Origin of the sequence: Pseudoalteromonas sp. MSK9-3 (assembly GCF_003590335.1) — a bacterium.
GTDB lineage: Bacteria > Pseudomonadota > Gammaproteobacteria > Enterobacterales > Alteromonadaceae > Pseudoalteromonas.
In genome coordinates, this window is sequence record NZ_MIET01000071.1 from 70928 (window position 1) to 91067 (window position 20140).

Genomic DNA, 20140 nt, shown 5'->3' on the forward strand with positions numbered 1-20140 from the left:
GCGCCTTCCTGTTACTATAGATGTATCAGAAATGTAAGATTAAGTCACACGGTTAAAGAGTATTTTTTTATGCGAAGATAAGGCTAAGTTGGTGCAATAAATTCACTATATTGCACCAATATGGGGCTGATGTTAGTGGGTAGTGCCCGCTGCGACTTTTAAATCAGATTTATTACTGATGGCGGCAGTAATAATCACTTTAAGTGCCGATTCGACCGTTTGCTGGCTCATGCTCGGTGCACCATTGTGATGCACAGCTTGGCTAGGTAAATAAGGGATATGAACAAACCCTCCTTTAACATTTTGATGATGTAATGCAATTTCATGCATAAGCCCATACATAATGTGATTACATACGTAGGTGCCCGCTGTATTTGAAATAGAGGCGGGTATATCAGATTGATGTAACGCCAGTAATATACGCTTGATTGGAAGGTTCGTAAAATAAGCGGCAGGCCCAGCTGGTACTACCGGTGTATCAATAGGCTGATTATTTGCATTGTCCGCGATACGCGCATCGTTCACATTAATCGCAACACGCTCAATGGAAATATCGGCACGACCACCTGCTTGGCCAATACAAAGTACCACATGTGGTGAATATTTATTGATAGCCACTTGGAGTGCATGAATAGAGGTATCAAATTCACAAGGTAGCTCTTTGGTTTGTATGGTAAAGCCATCAATATTGAGTCCTTCTAAGGCTTGCACAGCTTGCCAAGAGGGATTGATATTTTCACCACCAAATGGGGCAAACCCTGTGATTAAAACACAGGGTTTTAGTGAGTTAGTCATTAAAAATCACTCCGTACATAAGAAGAATATTAATTGCAAGTAATGCAAGTGCTGTTGGGATCTGGACTTTGATCACTTGATACTTGTCTTTTAAATCTAATAAGGCCGCTGGCACAATATTAAAATTTGCTGCCATGGGGGTCATTAACGTGCCGCAATAACCCGAATACATGCCGATTGCAACTAATGGTGCGGCAGATGCGCCATGGCCCTGAATTAGAAATGGTACAGCTATACCCGCAGTCATAACCGGGAATGCGGCAAAGGCATTGCCCATTATCATCGTAAACAGCGCCATGCCAACACAGTACAGGACTACCAACATAAACCGATTGTCAGGGGAAATAAACAATGTGACAAGGTCTTGAATAGCAGTGCCAGTTTGGGCCACGATGAATACACCCCCTAGCATGGCGAGCATTTGCGGTAAAATGGCGGCCCAGCCGACGGAATCAACTAATCGACGTGATTCAGTCAGTGCTTGTATTGGGCTGCCAGATGTAAGCTTCCAGCCAATTAAGAGTGCAACGGCACAAGCAAGGGTTAATGATGCAAGAGTTAAATGGTTTTGATCAAATAAATACCAGTCATTGATATTAATGTGGCCCAGTAACAAAGTACACACAACGGTCACGATGGGGATCATTACGGCAGGCATAAACAGTTTGTTACCTATTTTTTCTGCACTGTGTGTTTTTACCTCATCTGATGGCGTGTCATAGGTACCCATCGACACTAAACCAAACCCAGCAAGCAAAGCGATTGCCATCACACTTAAACCAACCCACTGATATGTAATAGCTTGCCCAAACAAAGAAACAGATAAATCACCGAATAAAAAGACGTTACCGAATAACAACCAAAATAGCGCAGTGCTATATCTTTTTGGGTGGCCTTTGTCTTGTAGCGTACGAATGACCAGAAACATGACCACAAAACCGATTAACAAGTAAATATTTTCGATCGAGATGATGGCCGTAGTATCAGCCGTATTAGTTGATGGAGCACTCATGACAGTTCCTCTGATAATTTATTAGGTTGACTGTTATAAGTGGCGACAGCATGGGTAATTTTAGCTTCTAATCGTGCTAAGCGAAATAGGTGTACGATGAGCGCAGCAATCGCAGTGGGAATTGCCCATAACCCAATGTGCAGGGGCTCAATACCTTCAATCCCATTTTCTCTTAAAAAAGCATCCATGAGTAATACCGCACCGAATGCAATAAAAATGTCTTCACCAAAAAACATTGCGATATTGTCGCAGGCAGCGGCGTGCGCACAGATCATATCTTTTACTTCTTTAGGAAGCTCGCCATGCACGTTGCTTGCTGCACCTAACGCCATCGGGGCGAGCAATGGCCTAACCGTTTGCGGTTGGCCAGCTAAACTCAGTAAACCTAACGCAGATGAGCATTCACGAACCACAAAATAGACCGACAGGATACGGGCTGTAGTCGCACTTTTAATACTGGAAATCCAACTTTGTGCTCGTTGTTGTAACCCGTGACGTTCCAGTAATGCAATGACGGGTAAAATAAGTAAAAAGCTAGCCAATTGACGAGAATTCATAAACTTTTCGCCAAATGTTTCAACCAAGGCTAAAAATTGCATATCAACGGCCCAGCCTGTGACTAAGCCTGCTGCGGTAACCACTAATAGTGGGTTGAAGCGCAGGGCAAAACCAAGCACAACAACCACAATACCACTTAAGGGTAATAAATTTAGTTCGCTCATAACTACTGCTCTATGTTGTTATTATTCGCTAGCGCAAATTGCGCTAAGTGTGAGTTTAATTTCTTCATTGCGTGGTGTGCTTGTGACACACTCACGCCAATAAACCTACAAGGTTGTTGACTGCCTAATTGACTAAACAGTCTTAGGTCCGCACTAATTACTGATGCAATAATGGGATAGCCACCGGTTGTTTGGCAGTCATTTAACAAAACAATTGGTTGCCCGTTAGGGGGGTATTGGATCACCCCCGGGTGAACGGCTTGGCTTGCGATGGTGGCATGATGTTGTACAGTGTCATTGGCAGTTAACCGTGACCCCATGCGGTTATTCATGTCACTGACGAGCCATTTTGTTTGCAAAAAGTTGTCAAAGGACCCTTCAGGAAGCTTATCACAGTGCGGCCCTTTGAGTACTCTTATCTCATTCGTGTAGTCAGGTTGCTTGACGCCTAGGTGTGGTAGCGGCGTTTTGTCAGCGTAAAAAGACAGCTGATCGCCCATTTTCAACGCACGGCCATGATAGCCACCAAATTGTGCTTGCATGTCTGTTGATTTAGCGTTGAGTACATCATCAATCGCAAACCCTCCTCGAACCGCTAAGTATGCACGTTGTGCATTGTGGCTGGTACTAAAGGAAAGTATATCGCCAGATTCTGCGAAGTAGCGCCAGCCAGGGTATAGAGGACGTCCGTTTAACTTTGCGCGTAAATCCCCCCCCGTGATTGAAAAGTTAATTGAGGCAGTAAATTCAAATTGCGCGAGCCCAATAGTTACCTCTATAACGGGTTCATTCATGTCATTATTTAATAGCAAATTGGCCAGTTTGACTGCGATTGGATCTAATGCACCCGATTGTCCTACGCCCAAGTGTCGATAGCCATGACGTCCGGTGTCTTGGATACTACAAAGAACACCTTGTTTGATTACTGTTAGCATAGACCACCCTTGGATGGGATAAATTGAACGTGATCGCCTGGCATCAGTAAGCTTGGCTGTTGAAGGCTAGGGTTGAATAAAGGTGTGTCACATATACCGAGTAAATGCCAGCCGCCCGGGGAGGAGCTGGGATATATCGCCGTCAGTTCTTGTGCAATGGCCACCGATCCTTTTGGTACTCGTGTTCTTGGTGTTTTCTTTCTCGGCACTTGAAGGGGTTTGGGTAACGTGCCTAAATATCCAAAGCCAGGTAAAAACCCGAGAAATTCGACTTGATATGTGACGGATGCATGGAGTTCGATGAGATCTTTTTCTTGTAATGAAAGTGTATTTGCAAGCGAACTGAGATCAGGGCCATAGTCTCCACCATACTTAACCATAAAGCGATGAGTCGTTGGCGTAAAACTAGCCATTTCGCACTCGTTCCATAAGGTGATGATTCTCTTTATCCAGATTGGGTGATCTTGAGGCGTTTTTAAATAGACAGTTACAGAAGATTTTGCTGGCACAACGTCAAAGAAAGCATCTAGGTTCATTAATGTTGAGGTCAAAGCAAATAAACGTCGTTGCTCATTCGAAGATGGGGTTGATGTCTCAAGCACAAATGCAATGGCATGTTCCCCTAATAAATAGCAGTGATGATCACTCATCTAGTCTCCAAGGTACTTTTTATTATTGTTGGTAGTATATCTAATTTAGTCTTTGGGAGTATAAAAAAACCATGCAGAGCATGGTTTTTAGGTTTAATACACCGCGTAGGTGATTAAAATATAACGCTTATCGCATTTTATTAATTGTTGCTGAGCAACCACTCACTCAATAAACGAACACCATAGCCTGTTCCACCAACAGGGACTTCTCCTTTGGCTTTACTTGATAAGGCATTACCGGCGATATCGATGTGTACCCAACGAGTATCTCCTGCAAATTGCTGTAAGAAAGTGGCTGCTGTCGTTGCACCGGGGCCACTAGAGCCTAAATTGGTAAAGTCAGCGATATCTGAAGACAAGGTATCTTTGTAGCCAAGTGGTAAGCGCCATACTTGCTCATTAACTTGCTTGCCGGCCAGTGTCATTTGATTGATCAGTGTGTCATCTTCAGAGAAAATTGCTGAATAGCGATTACCAACCGCGCGAATTTTTGACCCTGTTAATGTAGCAACATCAACCATAATTTCTGGATTGAAGTGCTTACGGGCATACCACATTGCGTCGCTTAATACTAAGCGGCCTTCGGCATCCGTATTCACAACTTCAACACTGTGGCCTTCTGCTGTGCGCAGTACGTCTCCAGGTGCAATAGAATAGCGAGATACCATATTTGCTGCCATACCCATCACAGCGACGACGTTAACGTCAGCTTTATTTAAAGCCATTGCTTTGATTGTACCAAGTACGGCTGCTGCACCGGCCATGTCTGACTTCATACGTGCAATTGAAGGTCCTTTTTTGAGGCTATAACCACCTGAGTCAAAGGTGATCCCTTTACCCACAAGGGCGATAGGTGTGTCGTTGTTGCCTTCATAGTGGGCCACAATAAGGCGCGCGCCTTCTTTACTTCCACGGCCGACACCTTCTAACGCGCCCATGCCAAGTTCTTTTAATTGTTCAGGTTTTAATATGGTGATTTTGACGCCTAGCTTTTCAAGTGATTTAGCTTCAAGTGCAAAATCAATCGGCGTCATCTCTGTTGCAATTTCAGAGGTTAGATCTCGGGCTAAAAATACACCTTGTTCGATATTAGCCAGTTGCTGATAACGCTTGCTGGTTGTCTTTTTGTCTGCAACATCAATGTTGTATGTAACATTAAATGTTTGTGGCTCTTTTTTGTATACTTCAAACGTGTAGTCTCGAAGGTTTGCCCCATGTGCAAACTGTGCAGCCAATTCGCTGTTTTTTGCTTTGCCTTTCACAGACTCGAAGGCAAGTGAGACAGTTGCCACTTTTTTATCTTCTAGCTTGGCATGAATGTTACCACCAAGTTTGGCCATTTTCGCGGCTGTTAACTCATTGCTCTCGCCTAAACCAACCACAACAATACGTGAATACTTGCTATCAATAGGGGCGATCAACTCAAGTGTTTTGCCATATTTCCCGGTAAACGAGTCTGTTTTTATCGCACGTTGTAATTGTTTACGAGTGTCTCGGTCTAAAAACTTAAGATCAGCATCGCTGCCTACGTTTTGAAAAACGACAAGCGCATCGCCTTTGGCAAGCTTTGACGTAAAATTGACATCAGCAGCAAGTGTGCTGGTGCTCAACAAAGCAAGTGAAATCGCACTCATAGAAGAAAGAAGTTTCATGATAAATCCTAAGTAAAAAAACTGACACGTTTTTACATTAAAAATGTAGTTCAGGTAACTAATAGTCGTTGAATGGCCATTTTACAAAGCCCAGTTACGGTTGCTATATAACGAATATAGGTATTTGAAATTGAACTTTGTACCGTAACTCACCGTAAATTTATTGCATTAACTGAAATCAAAAGTGCGATGTTAAGGTCTATTTAAGCAGAGCAATGAATGTGTGTACTGAGCTAACTTAGTCAGGCAAAAACGTCTTAGAAGGTTATATTAGATGTCGAATAATTTAAAAAATCCGCTGTTAACTGCTGTGTTTTTGGTAAGTACTTTTACAGGTTATGCCAGTGACATGCCCATGCCCGAACCGGAGCAGGCGAGTATGCATGTGAAAACCTTAGTATTGGGCTCAGGATGTTTTTGGGGAGCTGAAAAGCGTTATGAAGCGATGCAAGGGGTAATTGATGCTGAATCAGGCTACGCCGATGGCACTGGTTTTAAAGCCACTTACAAAGAAATAACCAAGCGTTCTAGGCGCTTCGATGAGCGCAACTATGCTGAGGTGGTTAAAGTTACATACAATGCGAACATATTGACCACGGAAACGCTTTTGAAAAGTTACTTCGAAAGTCATGACCCAACTCAAAAAAATCGCCAGGGCAATGATATCGGGACTCAATATCGCTCAACAATTCTATTTAGTGAGTTAGAACAAAAAAACGTGGCGATTAAACTAAAGGCCACGTATCAAGCGCTGCTGACTAAAAATGGGTATGGCAAGATACAAACAAACATCAAGCCATTGGACAAATTCTACTCAGCTGAAGAATATCATCAAAATTATTTAGTGAAAAACCCAAATGGGTATTGCCCAGATCATTCTACTGGAGTGGTCTTTACACCCGTGGAGCGTGAAACACGGGGTAACGAGGGATTATTGACTGGCAAGCATATCGTTATTATCGACTCAAAAAATTATTGTCCCTATTGTGAAAAATTAAAAAAGACTGTGCTAAACGATTATCAAGGTGATATCCCAGTGCACTTTAGGTATGCCGATGAGCTGAAAGGTTTAAAAATAAAATCAGCAACATGGGCGACGCCAACAATTTTATTTATAGAGCAGGGCAAAGAGGTATTTGGTCATCAGGGGTTTATGGATAAACAGCGGTTCTACAAAGCGCTAGGGGCATTTAAATTGGGTGACACTGAAGCGTATTCTATCGCATTTAAAAAAGGCACTGATCGCCCATTTTGTAAAGAATATGACTTATTTAAGAACACCCCTGATGGGGTATTTATCGATAAACTCAGTGGAGCGCCATTGTTTAACACCAAAGACCGCTTTAATTCTGGAACTGGGTGGCTGTCGTTTAAATATCCAGTCAAGGGCAGTGTTACGTATCATGAAGATAACAGCTTTGGTATGAAGCGCACTGAAATTCGCTCTAAATCAAGCGGTATTCATCTAGGTCATGTATTTCCCAAAGAAGGCCCTAAAGGATCAGACCGATACTGTATCAATGCTACGGTGTTAGAGTTTGTTGCTGCAAAATAAAATTTAGCGTAAAAAAAACCCCTCTAATGAGGGGTTTTGGGTAACTCAGCGCTTTAAGCACTGGGAATGAGGTCGGTACATTAAATCAAAAGTGGTCTGTCGATTAATCGGCAAACTGCATCTCAGGTATATCACCTTCAACAATTAGTTTGCCCGCTGTTTTGTTTATAATTTCATCAACACTAACACCAGGGGCACGCTCTAATAAATAAAACGCGCCGTCTTTTACTTCCAGTACGGCTAAATCAGTTACTATCTTTTTAACACAGCTTACGCCAGTCAATGGCAATGAGCAGGTTTCTAGTAATTTAGAGTCGCCGTGCTTACTGGCATGGGTCATGGTCACAATAATGTTTTGCGCACCAGCGACGAGATCCATCGCTCCACCCATACCTTTAATTAATTTTTTCGGGATCATCCAAGACGCGATATTGCCTTGTTGATCAACTTCAAATGCACCTAGAACCGTTAAGTCTACATGACCACCACGGATCATAGCAAAACTTTCTGCACTATTAAAAATAGCCGCACCTGTCGCTGCTGTCACGGTTTCTTTACCCGCATTGATCATATCTGCGTCAACTTGGTCTTCAGTAGGGTACGGACCCATGCCTAAAAGACCATTTTCTGATTGCAGCATTACCTCAATACCCTTAGGTACGAAGTTGGCTACAAGCGTTGGAATACCAATGCCTAGGTTAACGTAATAACCGTCTTTTAGTTCTTGTGCAACACGCATTGCAACTTGTTCACGTGATAAAGCCATTATAATTCTCCTTACTTACTCGTCGTGACACGTTCAATGCGTTTTTCAAAGTTACCCTTGATAACGCGGTTGACATAAATACCTGGGGTATGAATTTGACTTGGCTCTAATTCACCCGGTTCTACGATTTCTTCTACTTCAACGACAGTTATCTTACCCGCAGTCGCAGCCATCGGGTTAAAATTCATTGCTGTGTGGCGAAATACAAGGTTACCGTAGCGGTCTGCTTTCCACGCTTTAATAATCGCAAATTCGCCAGTAATTGATTCTTCAAGAATATAGGGGCGACCATTAAATTCTTTAACTTCTTTACCCTCTGCAATTGGGGTGCCGTAGCCCGTTGCGGTATAAAAACCTGGGATACCAGCACCACCTGCACGCATTTTCTCTGCTAATGTGCCTTGTGGGGTGAGTTCAACGTCAATAATGCCGTCTAGTAACTGCTGTTCAAAAAGCGCATTCTCACCGACATATGATGCAACAATTTTTTTGATTTGGCGGTCATGCAATAAAACGCCTAAACCAAAATCATCAACGCCACAGTTGTTAGATACGACGGTAAGGTCTTTGGTTTGTTTACGCTTAATCTCGTTAATTAAGCCCTCAGGAATACCACATAGTCCAAAACCACCTGCAATGATGGTATCGCCATCTTTTATGCCTTCCATCGCTTCGGCGTAGCTGTTTACTACTTTATCGAAACCGGCCATTAGCCCACTCCTAAATTGTTGTTATATCTTCAGTGCGACACCTATCACTATAATCGGCGTCAACACGGTATTGTTGTTACGAAGAACATTTAGCTTGCAATGCTAAAGAAACCTTACTGATAGGAGGTTTATTTAGCGCACGACAAATTGTCCATCCAGCTTTTGCTAGCCTTTCTAAATCAATTTGGGGGTCAATGCCAAGCCCTTGCAGTAAGTAAATTACATCCTCGGTGGCAACATTTCCTGACGCGCCTTGTGCATAGGGGCAGCCACCGAGTCCTGCAACGGCACTATCAATGGTTGCGATCCCTAGCTCTAATGCACTGTGAATGTTCGCTAATGCTTGACCGTAGGTATCATGGAAATGCACAGCCAGCTTGTCTGCAGGGATATGTTGTAGCAATAATGAGATGAGTGACTTGACCTTATTTGGTGTACCCACGCCAACGGTATCTCCCAAGCTAATTTCATAACAACCAAGAGCCAACAATTGTTTACATACCCGCAAAACGGCTTCTGGTTCAATATCACCCTCATAGGGGCAACCTAGTACACAGCTGACATAGCCTCTTACTTTAACATCGTGCTGTTGTGCTAATTCCAGTACATTCTTAAAGCGGTCAATGCTTTGTTCAATGGAGCAATTTATATTTTTTTGAGTGAAGGTCTCACTGGCCGCAGTGAATATTGCAAACTCTTTGATATTGGCTGTTAATGCAGCTTCGGCACCTTTAAGGTTAGGTGTGAGTGCACTGAGTGAAACATCTTGGGCGACCGAGACACCATTTATCACCGCGAGTGAGTCTGCCATTTGCGGCACCCACTTAGGGGATACAAATGCGCCTGCTTCAATGTGTTTCAAACCAGCCTCACTTAACCCATTGATCAGCGCTATTTTGTCTTCTGTTGATACGGATGCTTCATTTTGCAAGCCATCACGCGCTCCCACTTCGACAATTTTGACCGTGCTTGGGTACGCCATAGTTACGCCTCCTCAGGGTCAATAATGGCGAGCATTGCACCATGGCTCACAAGTGCGCCTTCTGCAAAGCAGTAGCTACTGAGGATGCCGGTATATGGCGCATTCAATGTGTACTCCATTTTCATGGCTTCAATGACAACAATAGGATCGCCTTTTTGTACTTGGCTTCCTATTTGTTGTAGGTGCTTAACAACAGTCCCATTGAGCGGTGCGGCCAATGGCGCGGCTTCATGCTCATGTTCGCTGATGTAGTGTTTAGATTTTAGCTCAAAACGATGTGCTAATGCGCCAAACATAACAGTGATAGCGTCCTCATTGATTAACACACTGGCGCTGGATCGTTTGCCATTAATTTCAGCCCTGAGCTGAGTGTTCTGTAGTGCGGCTGATACTTTATAGGTTTCACCTAAAATGTGCACTGTGTGTCGTTCATCATCAAGTTCGACCTTCACATCATACTCAGCAAATGGCACACAAAGCGTGTTAGTTTGGTTGAGCCTAAATGCATTCCCAGCATGCCATGGCGTCGTCACATTGGCCTGTTGCTTATGTTGAGTATACGCAGCGGTGGCTAAAGCCAATAACTCGGTTAAAGGCAAAGTATGTTGCGTTAAAGCGTGTGTTTGGCTGTCGATAAAATGGGTGTCGGGTGCACCTGCGACAAAGGTAGGGTGGCTCGATAAATGATGTAAAAAGGCAATATTACTTTTTACACCTGCTAAGTGAACTTCTTCTAAAGCATGATGTAATTTAAGTAATGCAATTGAACGCTCTGGTGCGTGGACAATTAGCTTGGCTATCATTGGGTCGTAAAAAGGGCTGATCTCACTACCCGCGATCACGCCAGTGTCTACGCGTACACCTGCATTTGTAGCTGGAAATGATAAATGGCTCAGAGTACCAGAGTAGGGCATAAAGTTTTCGGTGGGGTCTTCTGCGTAAATACGTGCTTCGAAGCTATGGCCTGACAACCTTACTTGATCTTGCGTCAATGGTAATACTTGATTGTTCGCGACGCGAATTTGCCACTCGACTAAGTCGAGACCGGTTACCATCTCTGTGACAGGGTGTTCCACTTGTAATCGGGTGTTCATTTCCATAAAGAAAAATTCTTCACCACATAATAAAAACTCCACCGTTCCTGCGCCGCGATAATGAATTGCCTGAGCACATCTTACAGCAGCTTCCCCCATCGCTTGTCGTAATGCGTCACTGAGACCCGGAGCAGGGGCTTCTTCGATGACTTTTTGGTGACGACGTTGTAAAGAACAGTCTCTGTCACCTAAATAAACACAATTGCCATGATTGTCAGCAAATACCTGTACTTCAACATGGCGTGGCTTATCAACGTAGCGTTCGAGCAGAACTAAGTCATTCCCAAAGCCTGCTAGGGCTTCACGCTGGGCACCTTCAAGTGCACTGGTAAATTCATGAGCTTCACGTACAACACGCATTCCTTTACCGCCGCCGCCGTACGCTGCTTTAATTAAAACAGGGTAGCCAATTTTATCGGCTTCATCGGCTAAAAAGGCTGTTTCTTGTTTTTGACCATAATAGCCAGGTACCAATGGCACATTGGCTTGTGCCATAATTTCTTTAGCGCGGGTTTTTGACCCCATCGCCTCAATTGAACTGGCTAATGGACCAATAAAAACAATGCCGGCCTGTTCACAGGCATTGGCAAAATGATCATTTTCCGATAAAAAGCCATAACCTGGGTGAACACAATCGGCATTCGCTTGTTTTGCGACGCTAAGAATTTTATCAGCGACTAGGTATGAATCCTTACTTGGAGCAGCACCGATATGATAGGCCTCATCTGCGCTACGGACATGTAATGCATTGACATCGGCATCTGAATACACCGCCACTGTTTTTAAACCAAGACGCTTCGCTGTTTGTATAATTCGGCAGGCGATTTCGCCTCGGTTCGCGATAAGAATTTTTTTTAGCATGGTGTTCCCTTATTCTTATTGTTTGGCGGCGTTTTGCCAAGCTGGTGCACGTTTTTCAAAAAAAGCACTTAGGCCTTCTTGCCCTTCATCGCTGACTCTAATATGTGCTATCCGTTTTGCGGTATGGTTGATCAATGCGTCATCTATGGCGTTGTTCGCGACTTCGTCAATGAGCGCTTTTGCAGATTTAACGGCCTGTGGACCATTATTGAGCAAGCATGCTATAAAGTGTGCTTCGCTGTGCGCTAAATCATCACTAATGTCGTGTATTAATCCCATATCGAGAGCGATATCTGCGGTAAATACTTCGGCAGTAAGGAAGTAGCGTCTGGCTTGACGCTCGCCGATCGCTTTTATGACATAAGGACTAATGACTGCGGGGATCAAACCAAGCTTTACTTCACTTAAGCAGAATTTGGCTTTGTTGGTCGCAACGGCAATATCACAGCAGGCGATCAAACCCAGTGCGCCACCAAAAGCAGCGCCTTGTACCAAGCAAAGTGTCGGGTGAGGGCAATTTGCTAAAACAGACATCAATTTTGCAAGTTGCTCCGAGTCGGCAACATTTTCACCAAAATTATTACCTGCCATAGACTTCATCCAGCCCAGGTCTGCGCCCGCTGAAAAATGTTTACCATCGGTTTTTAGCACTAAAGCTCGAATGTCTAACGAATTGGCGTGTTCAATACATTTGATCAATTCGCTAATGACGATATCGTCGAATGCGTTATGTTTTTCAGGGCGACTTAATTCTAAAATCGCCACTTGTGTTTTTGTTATGGTTAAAGTGACTGACATAGTCTGCTCCCGTTACATTCTAAAAATACCAAACTTAGATTCTACGCGTGGCGCATTTGCCGCTGCATCAAGGGCTAAGCCAAGTACTGTGCGTGTGTCAGCGGGGTCGATAATGCCGTCATCCCATAATCGTGCACTGGCATAATAAGGGTGGCCCTGCTTTTCATATTGCTCGACAATAGGTTTTTTAAACTCAGCCACTTCGTCTTCGCTCATGCTTTGCCCTTTACGTGCTAAACCGTCTTGGCGTACTTGCGTTAGTACACCCGCGGCTTGCTCTCCCCCCATGACTGAAATACGTGCATTTGGCCACATCCACATCATTGTGGGCTCGTATGCTCTGCCGCACATGCCGTAATTACCAGCGCCATATGACCCACCGATTAAGACTGTGAACTTTGGTACATCCGCGCAGGATACGGCGGTCACCATTTTTGCTCCGTGCTTGGCGATGCCCTCTGCTTCATATTTCTGGCCAACCATAAAGCCCGTGATGTTTTGTAAAAAGATAAGGGGAATATCACGTTGTGCACACAGTTGAATAAAGTGCGCGCCTTTTTGTGCAGACTCGGAAAACAAAATACCGTTATTTGCGACTATTCCGACCGGATGCCCATATATTTGCGCAAAGCCAGTAACAAGCGTTTCACCAAAATAGCGTTTAAATTCATCAAATTGAGAATCATCAACAACGCGTGCAATCACTTCGCGTACATCAAATGGCTTTTTCAGATCAGTGCCAACAATACCGTACACTTCACGAATATCGTAACGTGGGGGTTTAACGTCTTGTAAAATAGGTTTTGTAGGACGTTGATGATTAGTACGTTGAATACATTGTCGGGCAATGGATAGCGCATGTACGTCATTTTCAGCGTAATGATCTGCCACACCAGACGTTTTACAGTGCACATCAGCACCGCCTAACTCTTCTGCACTGACTTCTTCGCCCGTTGCAGCTTTGACCAGTGGAGGACCCGCTAAAAATATAGTACCTTGCTCTTTAACGATGATACTTTCATCAGCCATCGCAGGTACATACGCGCCACCGGCAGTACATAACCCCATAACGACCGCGATTTGTGGGATCCCCTTTGCAGACATACGTGCTTGGTTATAAAAAATACGACCAAAATGTAATTTGTCGGGAAATACTTCGTCTTGCTCTGGTAAGTTTGCGCCGCCGGAGTCAACCAGATAGATGCAGGGGAGGTGACAGCGCTCGGCAATTTCTTGTGCCCGTAAATGTTTTTTTACTGTGATTGGGAAGTAGGTACCGCCTTTAACCGTGGCATCATTGGCAACAATCATACACTCGACGCCCTTTACACGCCCAATACCTGCTACAACACCGGCACAGGGAATGTCTTGCTCGTAAACGCCAAAGGCCGCGAATTGAGAGATCTCTAAAAAGGGAGAGCCTTCATCGAGCAGGGTATTAATCCTATCTCTGACGAATAGCTTTCCGCGTCCTTCATGGCGAGCGATCAGTGCTTCACCACCGCCTTGAGCCAGTTTTGAGACTTTGTCGTTTAAATCACTTACCAGCGATGTCATAGCATCGCTGTTAGCTTTAAACTGACTGTCGTGGGGGTTAACTGAAGAGTTAAGTACAGTCATAATTGTGTCCTTAACGGCTTTCAGTAAATAATTCACGACCAATTAGCATGCGACGTATCTCAGAAGTCCCCGCGCCAATTTCATAAAGTTTTGCATCGCGCAGCAATCGGCCCGTTGCATATTCATTAATATAGCCATTGCCACCTAAGATTTGGATGGCATCGAGTGCCATTTTAGTAGCGAGCTCTGCGGCATATAAAATTGCACCTGCCGCATCTTTACGAGTCGTTTCACCACGGTCACAGGAGCGCGCCACAGTGTATACATAGGAACGTGCTGCATTCATTTGCGTGTACATATCAGCGACTTTGCCCTGAATCAGCTGGAACTCACCAATTGATTTATTAAATTGTTGGCGTTCATGAATATAAGGTGTGACGATATCCATGCACGCTTGCATGATCCCTAACGGGCCTGCAGCAAGCACAACGCGCTCATAATCTAGGCCGCTCATCAGTACTTTTACACCCTCATTTAAGCCCCCTAAAATGTTCTCTTCAGGGACTTCGCAATTTTCAAACACTAATTCACAGGTATTTGAGCCACGCATGCCCAATTTGTCGAGCTTTTGTGCTGTAGAAAATCCAGGGAAATCTTTTTCGACTAAAAATGCGGTAATGCCTTTAGAGCCTGCATCCAAATCTGTTTTTGCATAAATCACTAATACGTCAGCATCGGGACCATTGGTGATCCACATCTTATTACCATTGAGGATGTATTTATTACCTTGCTTCTGTGCTTTCAATTTCATAGAGACAACATCAGAGCCAGCATTGGGTTCACTCATTGCCAGTGCGCCGATATGTTCGCCACTGATAAGTTTCGGGAGATACTTTTGCTTTTGCGCGTCATTACCATTGCGGTTTATCTGATTGACGCATAGGTTGGAGTGCGCCCCATAACTTAATCCAATAGAAGCACTTGCTCTGCTGATCTCTTCCATGGCAATAACATGCTCAAGATATCCCATGCCTGCACCGCCGAATTCTTCTGGCACTGTGATCCCAAGTAATCCCATTTCGCCAAATTGCGGCCACAATTGATTTGGAAAGCTATTATCTAGGTCAGTTTTTTCAGCGAGAGGGGCAATTTCTGCTGAGGCAAAGCCATTGACATGATCGCGGATCATGTCTGCGGTTTCGCCTAATCCAAAATTCATTTCTTTATATAAAGATACGGTGCTCATATTAATAATCCTGTGAGAGTTATTCTTCTAAATTTCCTAAGGTATCGCGGCAGCGACGTTCTGCGGTCACTAATTCCATCAATACAACTTTGATATCGTCCATTTGTTGACTTAAATCTGCTTTTTTCTCTTCAATTAAATTCAACATGGTAACTAATTGTTTTGCGCTAGACTTGTCTGCGTCATATAGCTCGAATAAACGACCTGTTTCGGCAAGCGTAAACCCTAATCGTTTGCCACGCAGGATGAGCTTAAGACGGACTTTGTCACGCTTGGAGTAAATACGTGTTTGGCCATGACGTTCAGGAGAAAGTAATCCTTGATCTTCATAAAAGCGAATACTTCGCGTGGTAATGTCAAATTCCTTAGCTAAATCACTAATAGAAAAAGTAGGTTCGTTGTTGTTATCTTGCATGGTGTTTATACATTTACATCTATACTGATAAAACCAATATAAGTGAAGTTTACGTAAAGGTAAAGCTGAACATTCAAATCATACTTTGGTAGTGGTTGTAAATAGGTAGGCTCAGACAAGTAAATGAAGCTACAGCAAGGAAATTACGTGTTTGGCAAGGATAGTGTGCAGCATAACTTTACAGTTTAAGCGAACGCATGTCGCAAGTTTTTAGATTTACGTTGGCGTAAACGTAAATATTATGTATGCTCGAAATATAAAATTTATTGTTCAAGCGAGAATGCTTGTTAATAGGAGCAAAAAATGAGTAATGATGCTGTTGTCATCGTAGCCGCAAAACGTACCCCTATGGGTGGCTTTATGGGCGCTTTATCTGGCGCAAGTGCCACGGAATTAGGCGCAACTGCCATAAAAAGTGTGATGTCTGAAACAGGACTATCAGATGCATCGATAGATGAAGTGATCATGGGGTGTGTATTACCTGCTGGGCTTGGGCAAGCACCTGCTCGTCAGGCAATGTTGCATGGTGGTCTAGCGCGCTCAACAGGCGCAACAACAATCAATAAAGTATGTGGCTCTGGCTTAAAAGCGGCCATGCTCGCGCACGATTTAATTAAGGCAGGCAGTATTTCATCTGCTATTGCGGGCGGCATGGAAAGCATGACCAATTCACCGTATTTCATTCCAAAAGCCCGTGGTGGTATGCGTATGGGACATGGCGAAATTAAAGATCATATGATGTCTGATGGTTTAGAAGATGCGTACGACAATAAAGCCATGGGTTGCTTTGCACAAGATACAGCAGATCAGTATGGCATTACGCGTGAACATATGGATGAGTTTGCATTAGGGTCGTTGAGTAAAGCAAATGCTGCAATTGAGAATGGCAGTTTTGATGCAGAAGTTGCAGCACATACGCTTCGTACTCGTAAAGGTGATGTTGAAATCAGCATTGATGAGCAGCCAGGTAACGCGCGTCCGGATAAAATCCCGGGACTACGTCCAGCATTTAAAAAAGATGGCACGATCACCGCAGCTAATTCGTCTTCAATCTCTGACGGTGCAGCAGCTTTAATTTTAATGAGTGAATCAGAAGCTCAGCGTCAAGGTTTAACACCTTTATGTAAAATCGCTGCACACGCAACGCATTCACAAGCACCGGAAGAGTTTACATTAGCACCCGTTGGCGCGATGAATACGCTACTTGAGCGCACGGGCTGGTCTAAAACTGATGTTGATTTATGGGAAATTAACGAAGCGTTTGCCATGGTCACTATGTTAGCCATTAATGAAATGGGGTTAGATACCAATAAAGTTAATGTTAATGGTGGAGCCTGTGCACTTGGACATCCTATTGGTGCAAGTGGTGCGCGTATTTTAGTCACGCTTATTCACGCTCTTCGCAATAGAGGCTTATCAAAAGGTATTGCTTCATTGTGTATTGGTGGTGGTGAAGCGGTCGCACTTGCAGTTGAAGTGTAATGCTTATTTGACACTATTTTAAAAATTCGGGCATCGAATAACTGGTATAACAAATATTACTAACCAGCGATGCCTTATCTATTTACTTTGGGGAGGAGTGCGTCATGCACCAAGTACCTTTATACATCAACGGCGAATTTTCACAATCATCTTCAGACACTTGGATTGACGTAGTTAACCCTGCTAATCAAGAAGTGCTGGCTAAAGTGCCCTGTGCGACTGAAGCAGAAGTGCAAGCTGCTATTACTTCAGCACAAGAAACGTTTAAAACGTGGAAGGAAGTACCTATCTCAGAACGTGCACGTGTAATGATGCGTTATGCCGCACTACTTAAAGAACATCACGACGAAATCGCGACCATTATTTGTCATGAACTTGGCAAAACATTTGAAGATGCCAAAGGGGATGTATGGCGTGGTATTGAAGTTGTAGAGCAAGCGGCCAATGCGCCATCAATGATGATGGGTGAGACGGTAGGTAATGTTGCTCGCAATATCGACACGTATTCTTATATGCAGCCTCTGGGTGTATGTGCAGGGATCACACCGTTTAACTTCCCAGCGATGATCCCGTTATGGATGTTCCCGCTGGCGATTGTGTGTGGTAACACCTTTATTTTAAAACCTTCTGAACAAGATCCACTTACCCCTATGCGTTTAGTGGAGTTATTTGAAGAAGCCGGTGCACCTAAAGGGGTATTGCAAGTAGTACACGGCACTAAACCACAAGTAGACCAAATCTTGGAAGCGCCAGAAGTTCGTGCAATTTCATTCGTGGGTTCATGTGGTGTAGGCCAATATATTTATTCAAAAGGCACACAAAATCTAAAACGCGTACAGGCGTGTGTTGGTGCTAAAAACCATATGGTGATCATGCCTGACTCGAAAAAAGAGCAGCTTATCAACAATTTGGTTGGTTCATCTGTGGGCGCTGCAGGTCAGCGTTGTATGGGTATATCAGTCGCGGTATTTGTCGGTAATTCTAAAGAGTGGGTTGCTGATTTAAAAGAAGCCTTTACCAAAGTACGTCCTGGTGTTTGGAATGACTCAGAGGCAGCCTATGGCCCGCAAACTACAGGTGCAGCCAAAGCGCGTATCTTGTCTTTGATTGACAGTGCCAAGCAGCAAGGAGCAACTTGTTTATTAGATGGCTCTGATTTTACCGTTGAAGGCTATGAAAACGGCAACTGGGTTGGCCCAACATTGTTTACTGATGTCACACCTGAGATGGACTTATACAAAGAAGAAATATTTGGTCCAGTCTTAGCGTGTATGTTTGTTGATACGCTAGAAGAGGCCATAGAACTGATCAACAACAGTCCTTATGGTAACGGCACATCATTATTTACTTCAAGCGGTGCTGCTGCGCGCAAATTCCAACATCATATTGAAGTGGGTCAAGTGGGTATCAACGTACCTATTCCTGTTCCATTGCCATTTTTCTCGTTCACAGGGTGGAAAGGATCATTTTACGGTGATCAGCATACTTATGGTAAGCAAGGGGTACGCTTTTACACCGAAACGAAAACCATCACGTCTCGTTGGTTTGAAGATGATGCCGTATCAGGCCCAAATATGAGTATTAATCTTAAGTAATACATTAAGTGTCCAGCAAGTAGCCACAAGAGTTACAGACACTAAGTAGTAGCCGAGCGTTATCCCCGCATAACGCTCGCGTATCAATAATTAAAACAATCAAGCCTGCCTGTGTGGGTTTGCATTAGACAACAAAAGAGGTCTTTATGGACTTTAATCTGAACGAAGATCAACAGGCGTTCGCCGATACAGCATACCAATTTGCAATGAGTGAACTTGCGCCCAATGCAGCTTTGTGGGATCGCGAACATATTTTCCCAAAAGAGGTTATCAAAAAAGCCGGTGAACTGGGTTTTTGTGGACTTTATACACCTGAAGAAGCCGGTGGTTTAGGGCTGTCGCGTTTGGACTCCAGCATTATCTTTGAGCAGCTTGCAATGGGATGTACTGCGACAACGGCTATGTTAACGATCCACAATATGGCAACCTGGATGATTGCAAGTTTTGCCAGTGACACAGTAAAAGCAAGCTATATTGACCAGTTGGTCATGGGGGAGCTGCTGGCTTCATACTGTTTGACCGAGCCTGGTGCGGGATCTGATGCTGCATCTCTCAAGACAAAAGCGGTATTAGAAGGAGATGAGTACGTACTAAACGGCTCTAAAATGTTTATTTCAGGCGCGGGTGAAACTGACGTATTAGTGGTGATGGCGCGCACAGGAGAAGCCGGTCCTAAAGGTATTTCGGCATTCTTCGTCCCTGCTGATGCTGTGGGGGTGGAGTACGGTAAAGCTGAAGAAAAGATGGGTTGGAATGCACAGCCAACTCGATTAGTGAGCTTTGAAAATGTACGGATCCCAGCAAGTTATTTATTAGGAAAAGAAGGCCAAGGTTTTACATTTGCCATGCAAGGCTTAGATGGCGGGCGTATTAACATTGCGACTTGTTCTATAGGCACAGCGCAACAAGCATTGAATACGGCAAAAGAATATATGCAAGAGCGAGAGCAATTTGGTAAGCCTTTAGCTGCTTTTCAAGCATTACAGTTTAAAATTGCTGACATGAACACGGAGCTGGTTGCAGCGCGTCAAATGGTGCGTTTAGCGGCGTTTAAGTTAGATACGAATGATGCTGAAAAAACCACATACTGTGCCATGGCAAAACGCTTTGCGACCGATGTTGGATTCAAAGTCTGTGATGATGCACTACAGATCCATGGTGGCTATGGTTATATTAAAGAATATCCGCTAGAACGCCATGTACGAGATGTTCGCGTACACCAAATTCTTGAAGGCACAAACGAAATCATGCGTGTAATTATTGCACGTCGAATCCTAGCGCAAGGCGCTGCTAACGTATTATAAGGACTT

The 20140-nt window shown here is 44.0% G+C and carries 18 protein-coding genes; 4 read left to right on the forward strand and 14 right to left on the reverse strand.

The window, feature by feature from the left end; genetic code table 11:
* Positions 1-132 precede the first annotated feature (132 nt).
* From pcp to BGP78_RS22030, 6 genes are all read right to left on the reverse strand, one after another.
* Positions 133-795, reverse strand: coding sequence for a pyroglutamyl-peptidase I (gene pcp, locus BGP78_RS22005; RefSeq protein WP_119863413.1), 663 nt, complete (start codon positions 793-795; stop codon positions 133-135).
* Positions 788-1807 (reverse strand): DUF979 domain-containing protein, encoded by a 1020-nt coding sequence (locus BGP78_RS22010; protein WP_119863414.1) that lies wholly within the window; start codon positions 1805-1807, stop codon positions 788-790. The genes pcp and BGP78_RS22010 overlap by 8 nt, the downstream gene beginning before the upstream one ends.
* Complete coding sequence (locus BGP78_RS22015) at positions 1804-2529, reverse strand: DUF969 domain-containing protein (RefSeq protein WP_119863415.1); 726 nt, start codon at positions 2527-2529, stop codon at positions 1804-1806. The genes BGP78_RS22010 and BGP78_RS22015 overlap by 4 nt, the downstream gene beginning before the upstream one ends.
* A 2-nt stretch (positions 2530-2531) precedes the next feature.
* The gene (locus BGP78_RS22020; protein ID WP_119863416.1) at positions 2532-3464 is read right to left on the reverse strand and encodes a biotin-dependent carboxyltransferase family protein; all 933 of its coding nucleotides are present in this window, start codon (positions 3462-3464) and stop codon (positions 2532-2534) included.
* Complete coding sequence (gene pxpB, locus BGP78_RS22025) at positions 3458-4114, reverse strand: 5-oxoprolinase subunit PxpB (RefSeq protein WP_119863417.1); 657 nt, start codon at positions 4112-4114, stop codon at positions 3458-3460. The genes BGP78_RS22020 and pxpB overlap by 7 nt, the downstream gene beginning before the upstream one ends.
* Positions 4115-4254: 140 nt before the next feature.
* Positions 4255-5766 (reverse strand): leucyl aminopeptidase, encoded by a 1512-nt coding sequence (locus tag BGP78_RS22030; protein WP_119863418.1) that lies wholly within the window; start codon positions 5764-5766, stop codon positions 4255-4257.
* Between the two features lie 274 nt (positions 5767-6040).
* Between BGP78_RS22030 and msrA the strand changes: the two genes are divergently transcribed.
* Entirely contained in the window at positions 6041-7321 is a 1281-nt protein-coding gene (msrA, locus tag BGP78_RS22035) for a peptide-methionine (S)-S-oxide reductase MsrA (RefSeq protein WP_119863419.1), read from the forward strand.
* A 103-nt stretch (positions 7322-7424) separates the two neighbouring features.
* On the opposite strand, the gene BGP78_RS22040 is transcribed toward msrA, so the two are convergent.
* The 8 genes from BGP78_RS22040 to BGP78_RS22075 all read right to left on the reverse strand — a co-directional run bounded on the left by BGP78_RS22040 (position 7425) and on the right by BGP78_RS22075 (position 15753).
* Positions 7425-8087 carry a 3-oxoacid CoA-transferase subunit B gene (locus BGP78_RS22040; protein ID WP_119863420.1) on the reverse strand — a complete coding sequence of 221 codons (663 nt, stop codon included), beginning with the start codon at positions 8085-8087 and terminating at the stop codon, positions 7425-7427.
* An 11-nt stretch (positions 8088-8098) separates the two neighbouring features.
* The gene (locus BGP78_RS22045; RefSeq protein ID WP_119863421.1) at positions 8099-8797 is read right to left on the reverse strand and encodes a CoA transferase subunit A; all 699 of its coding nucleotides are present in this window, start codon (positions 8795-8797) and stop codon (positions 8099-8101) included.
* Positions 8798-8873: 76 nt separating this feature from the next.
* Positions 8874-9779 (reverse strand): hydroxymethylglutaryl-CoA lyase, encoded by a 906-nt coding sequence (locus BGP78_RS22050; protein ID WP_119863422.1) that lies wholly within the window; start codon positions 9777-9779, stop codon positions 8874-8876.
* A gap of 2 nt (positions 9780-9781) precedes the next feature.
* Positions 9782-11734 (reverse strand): acetyl/propionyl/methylcrotonyl-CoA carboxylase subunit alpha, encoded by a 1953-nt coding sequence (locus BGP78_RS22055; RefSeq protein ID WP_119863423.1) that lies wholly within the window; start codon positions 11732-11734, stop codon positions 9782-9784.
* Between the two features lie 15 nt (positions 11735-11749).
* Positions 11750-12532, reverse strand: a complete 783-nt coding sequence (locus tag BGP78_RS22060; protein WP_119863424.1) for an enoyl-CoA hydratase-related protein — start codon at positions 12530-12532, stop codon at positions 11750-11752.
* A gap of 12 nt (positions 12533-12544) precedes the next feature.
* On the reverse strand, positions 12545-14152 hold the full coding sequence (locus tag BGP78_RS22065; RefSeq protein WP_119863425.1) for a carboxyl transferase domain-containing protein: 1608 nt from the start codon (positions 14150-14152) through the stop codon (positions 12545-12547).
* Positions 14153-14162: 10 nt separating this feature from the next.
* On the reverse strand, positions 14163-15338 hold the full coding sequence (locus BGP78_RS22070) for an isovaleryl-CoA dehydrogenase (protein ID WP_119863426.1): 1176 nt from the start codon (positions 15336-15338) through the stop codon (positions 14163-14165).
* Between the two features lie 19 nt (positions 15339-15357).
* Positions 15358-15753, reverse strand: coding sequence for a MerR family DNA-binding transcriptional regulator (locus BGP78_RS22075; protein ID WP_010363179.1), 396 nt, complete (start codon positions 15751-15753; stop codon positions 15358-15360).
* 303 nt (positions 15754-16056) lie between these two features.
* Here BGP78_RS22075 and BGP78_RS22080 point away from each other — a divergent pair, with 303 nt between their 5' ends.
* From BGP78_RS22080 to BGP78_RS22090, 3 genes are all read left to right on the forward strand, one after another.
* Positions 16057-17235: an acetyl-CoA C-acyltransferase gene (locus BGP78_RS22080; RefSeq protein ID WP_119863427.1), complete on the forward strand. Its 1179-nt coding sequence runs from the start codon at positions 16057-16059 to the stop codon at positions 17233-17235.
* Between the two features lie 104 nt (positions 17236-17339).
* The gene (locus BGP78_RS22085; RefSeq protein ID WP_119863428.1) at positions 17340-18830 is read left to right on the forward strand and encodes a CoA-acylating methylmalonate-semialdehyde dehydrogenase; all 1491 of its coding nucleotides are present in this window, start codon (positions 17340-17342) and stop codon (positions 18828-18830) included.
* Between the two features lie 146 nt (positions 18831-18976).
* Positions 18977-20134, forward strand: coding sequence for an acyl-CoA dehydrogenase family protein (locus BGP78_RS22090; protein ID WP_119863429.1), 1158 nt, complete (start codon positions 18977-18979; stop codon positions 20132-20134).
* The last annotated feature ends 6 nt before the right edge of the window (positions 20135-20140 follow it).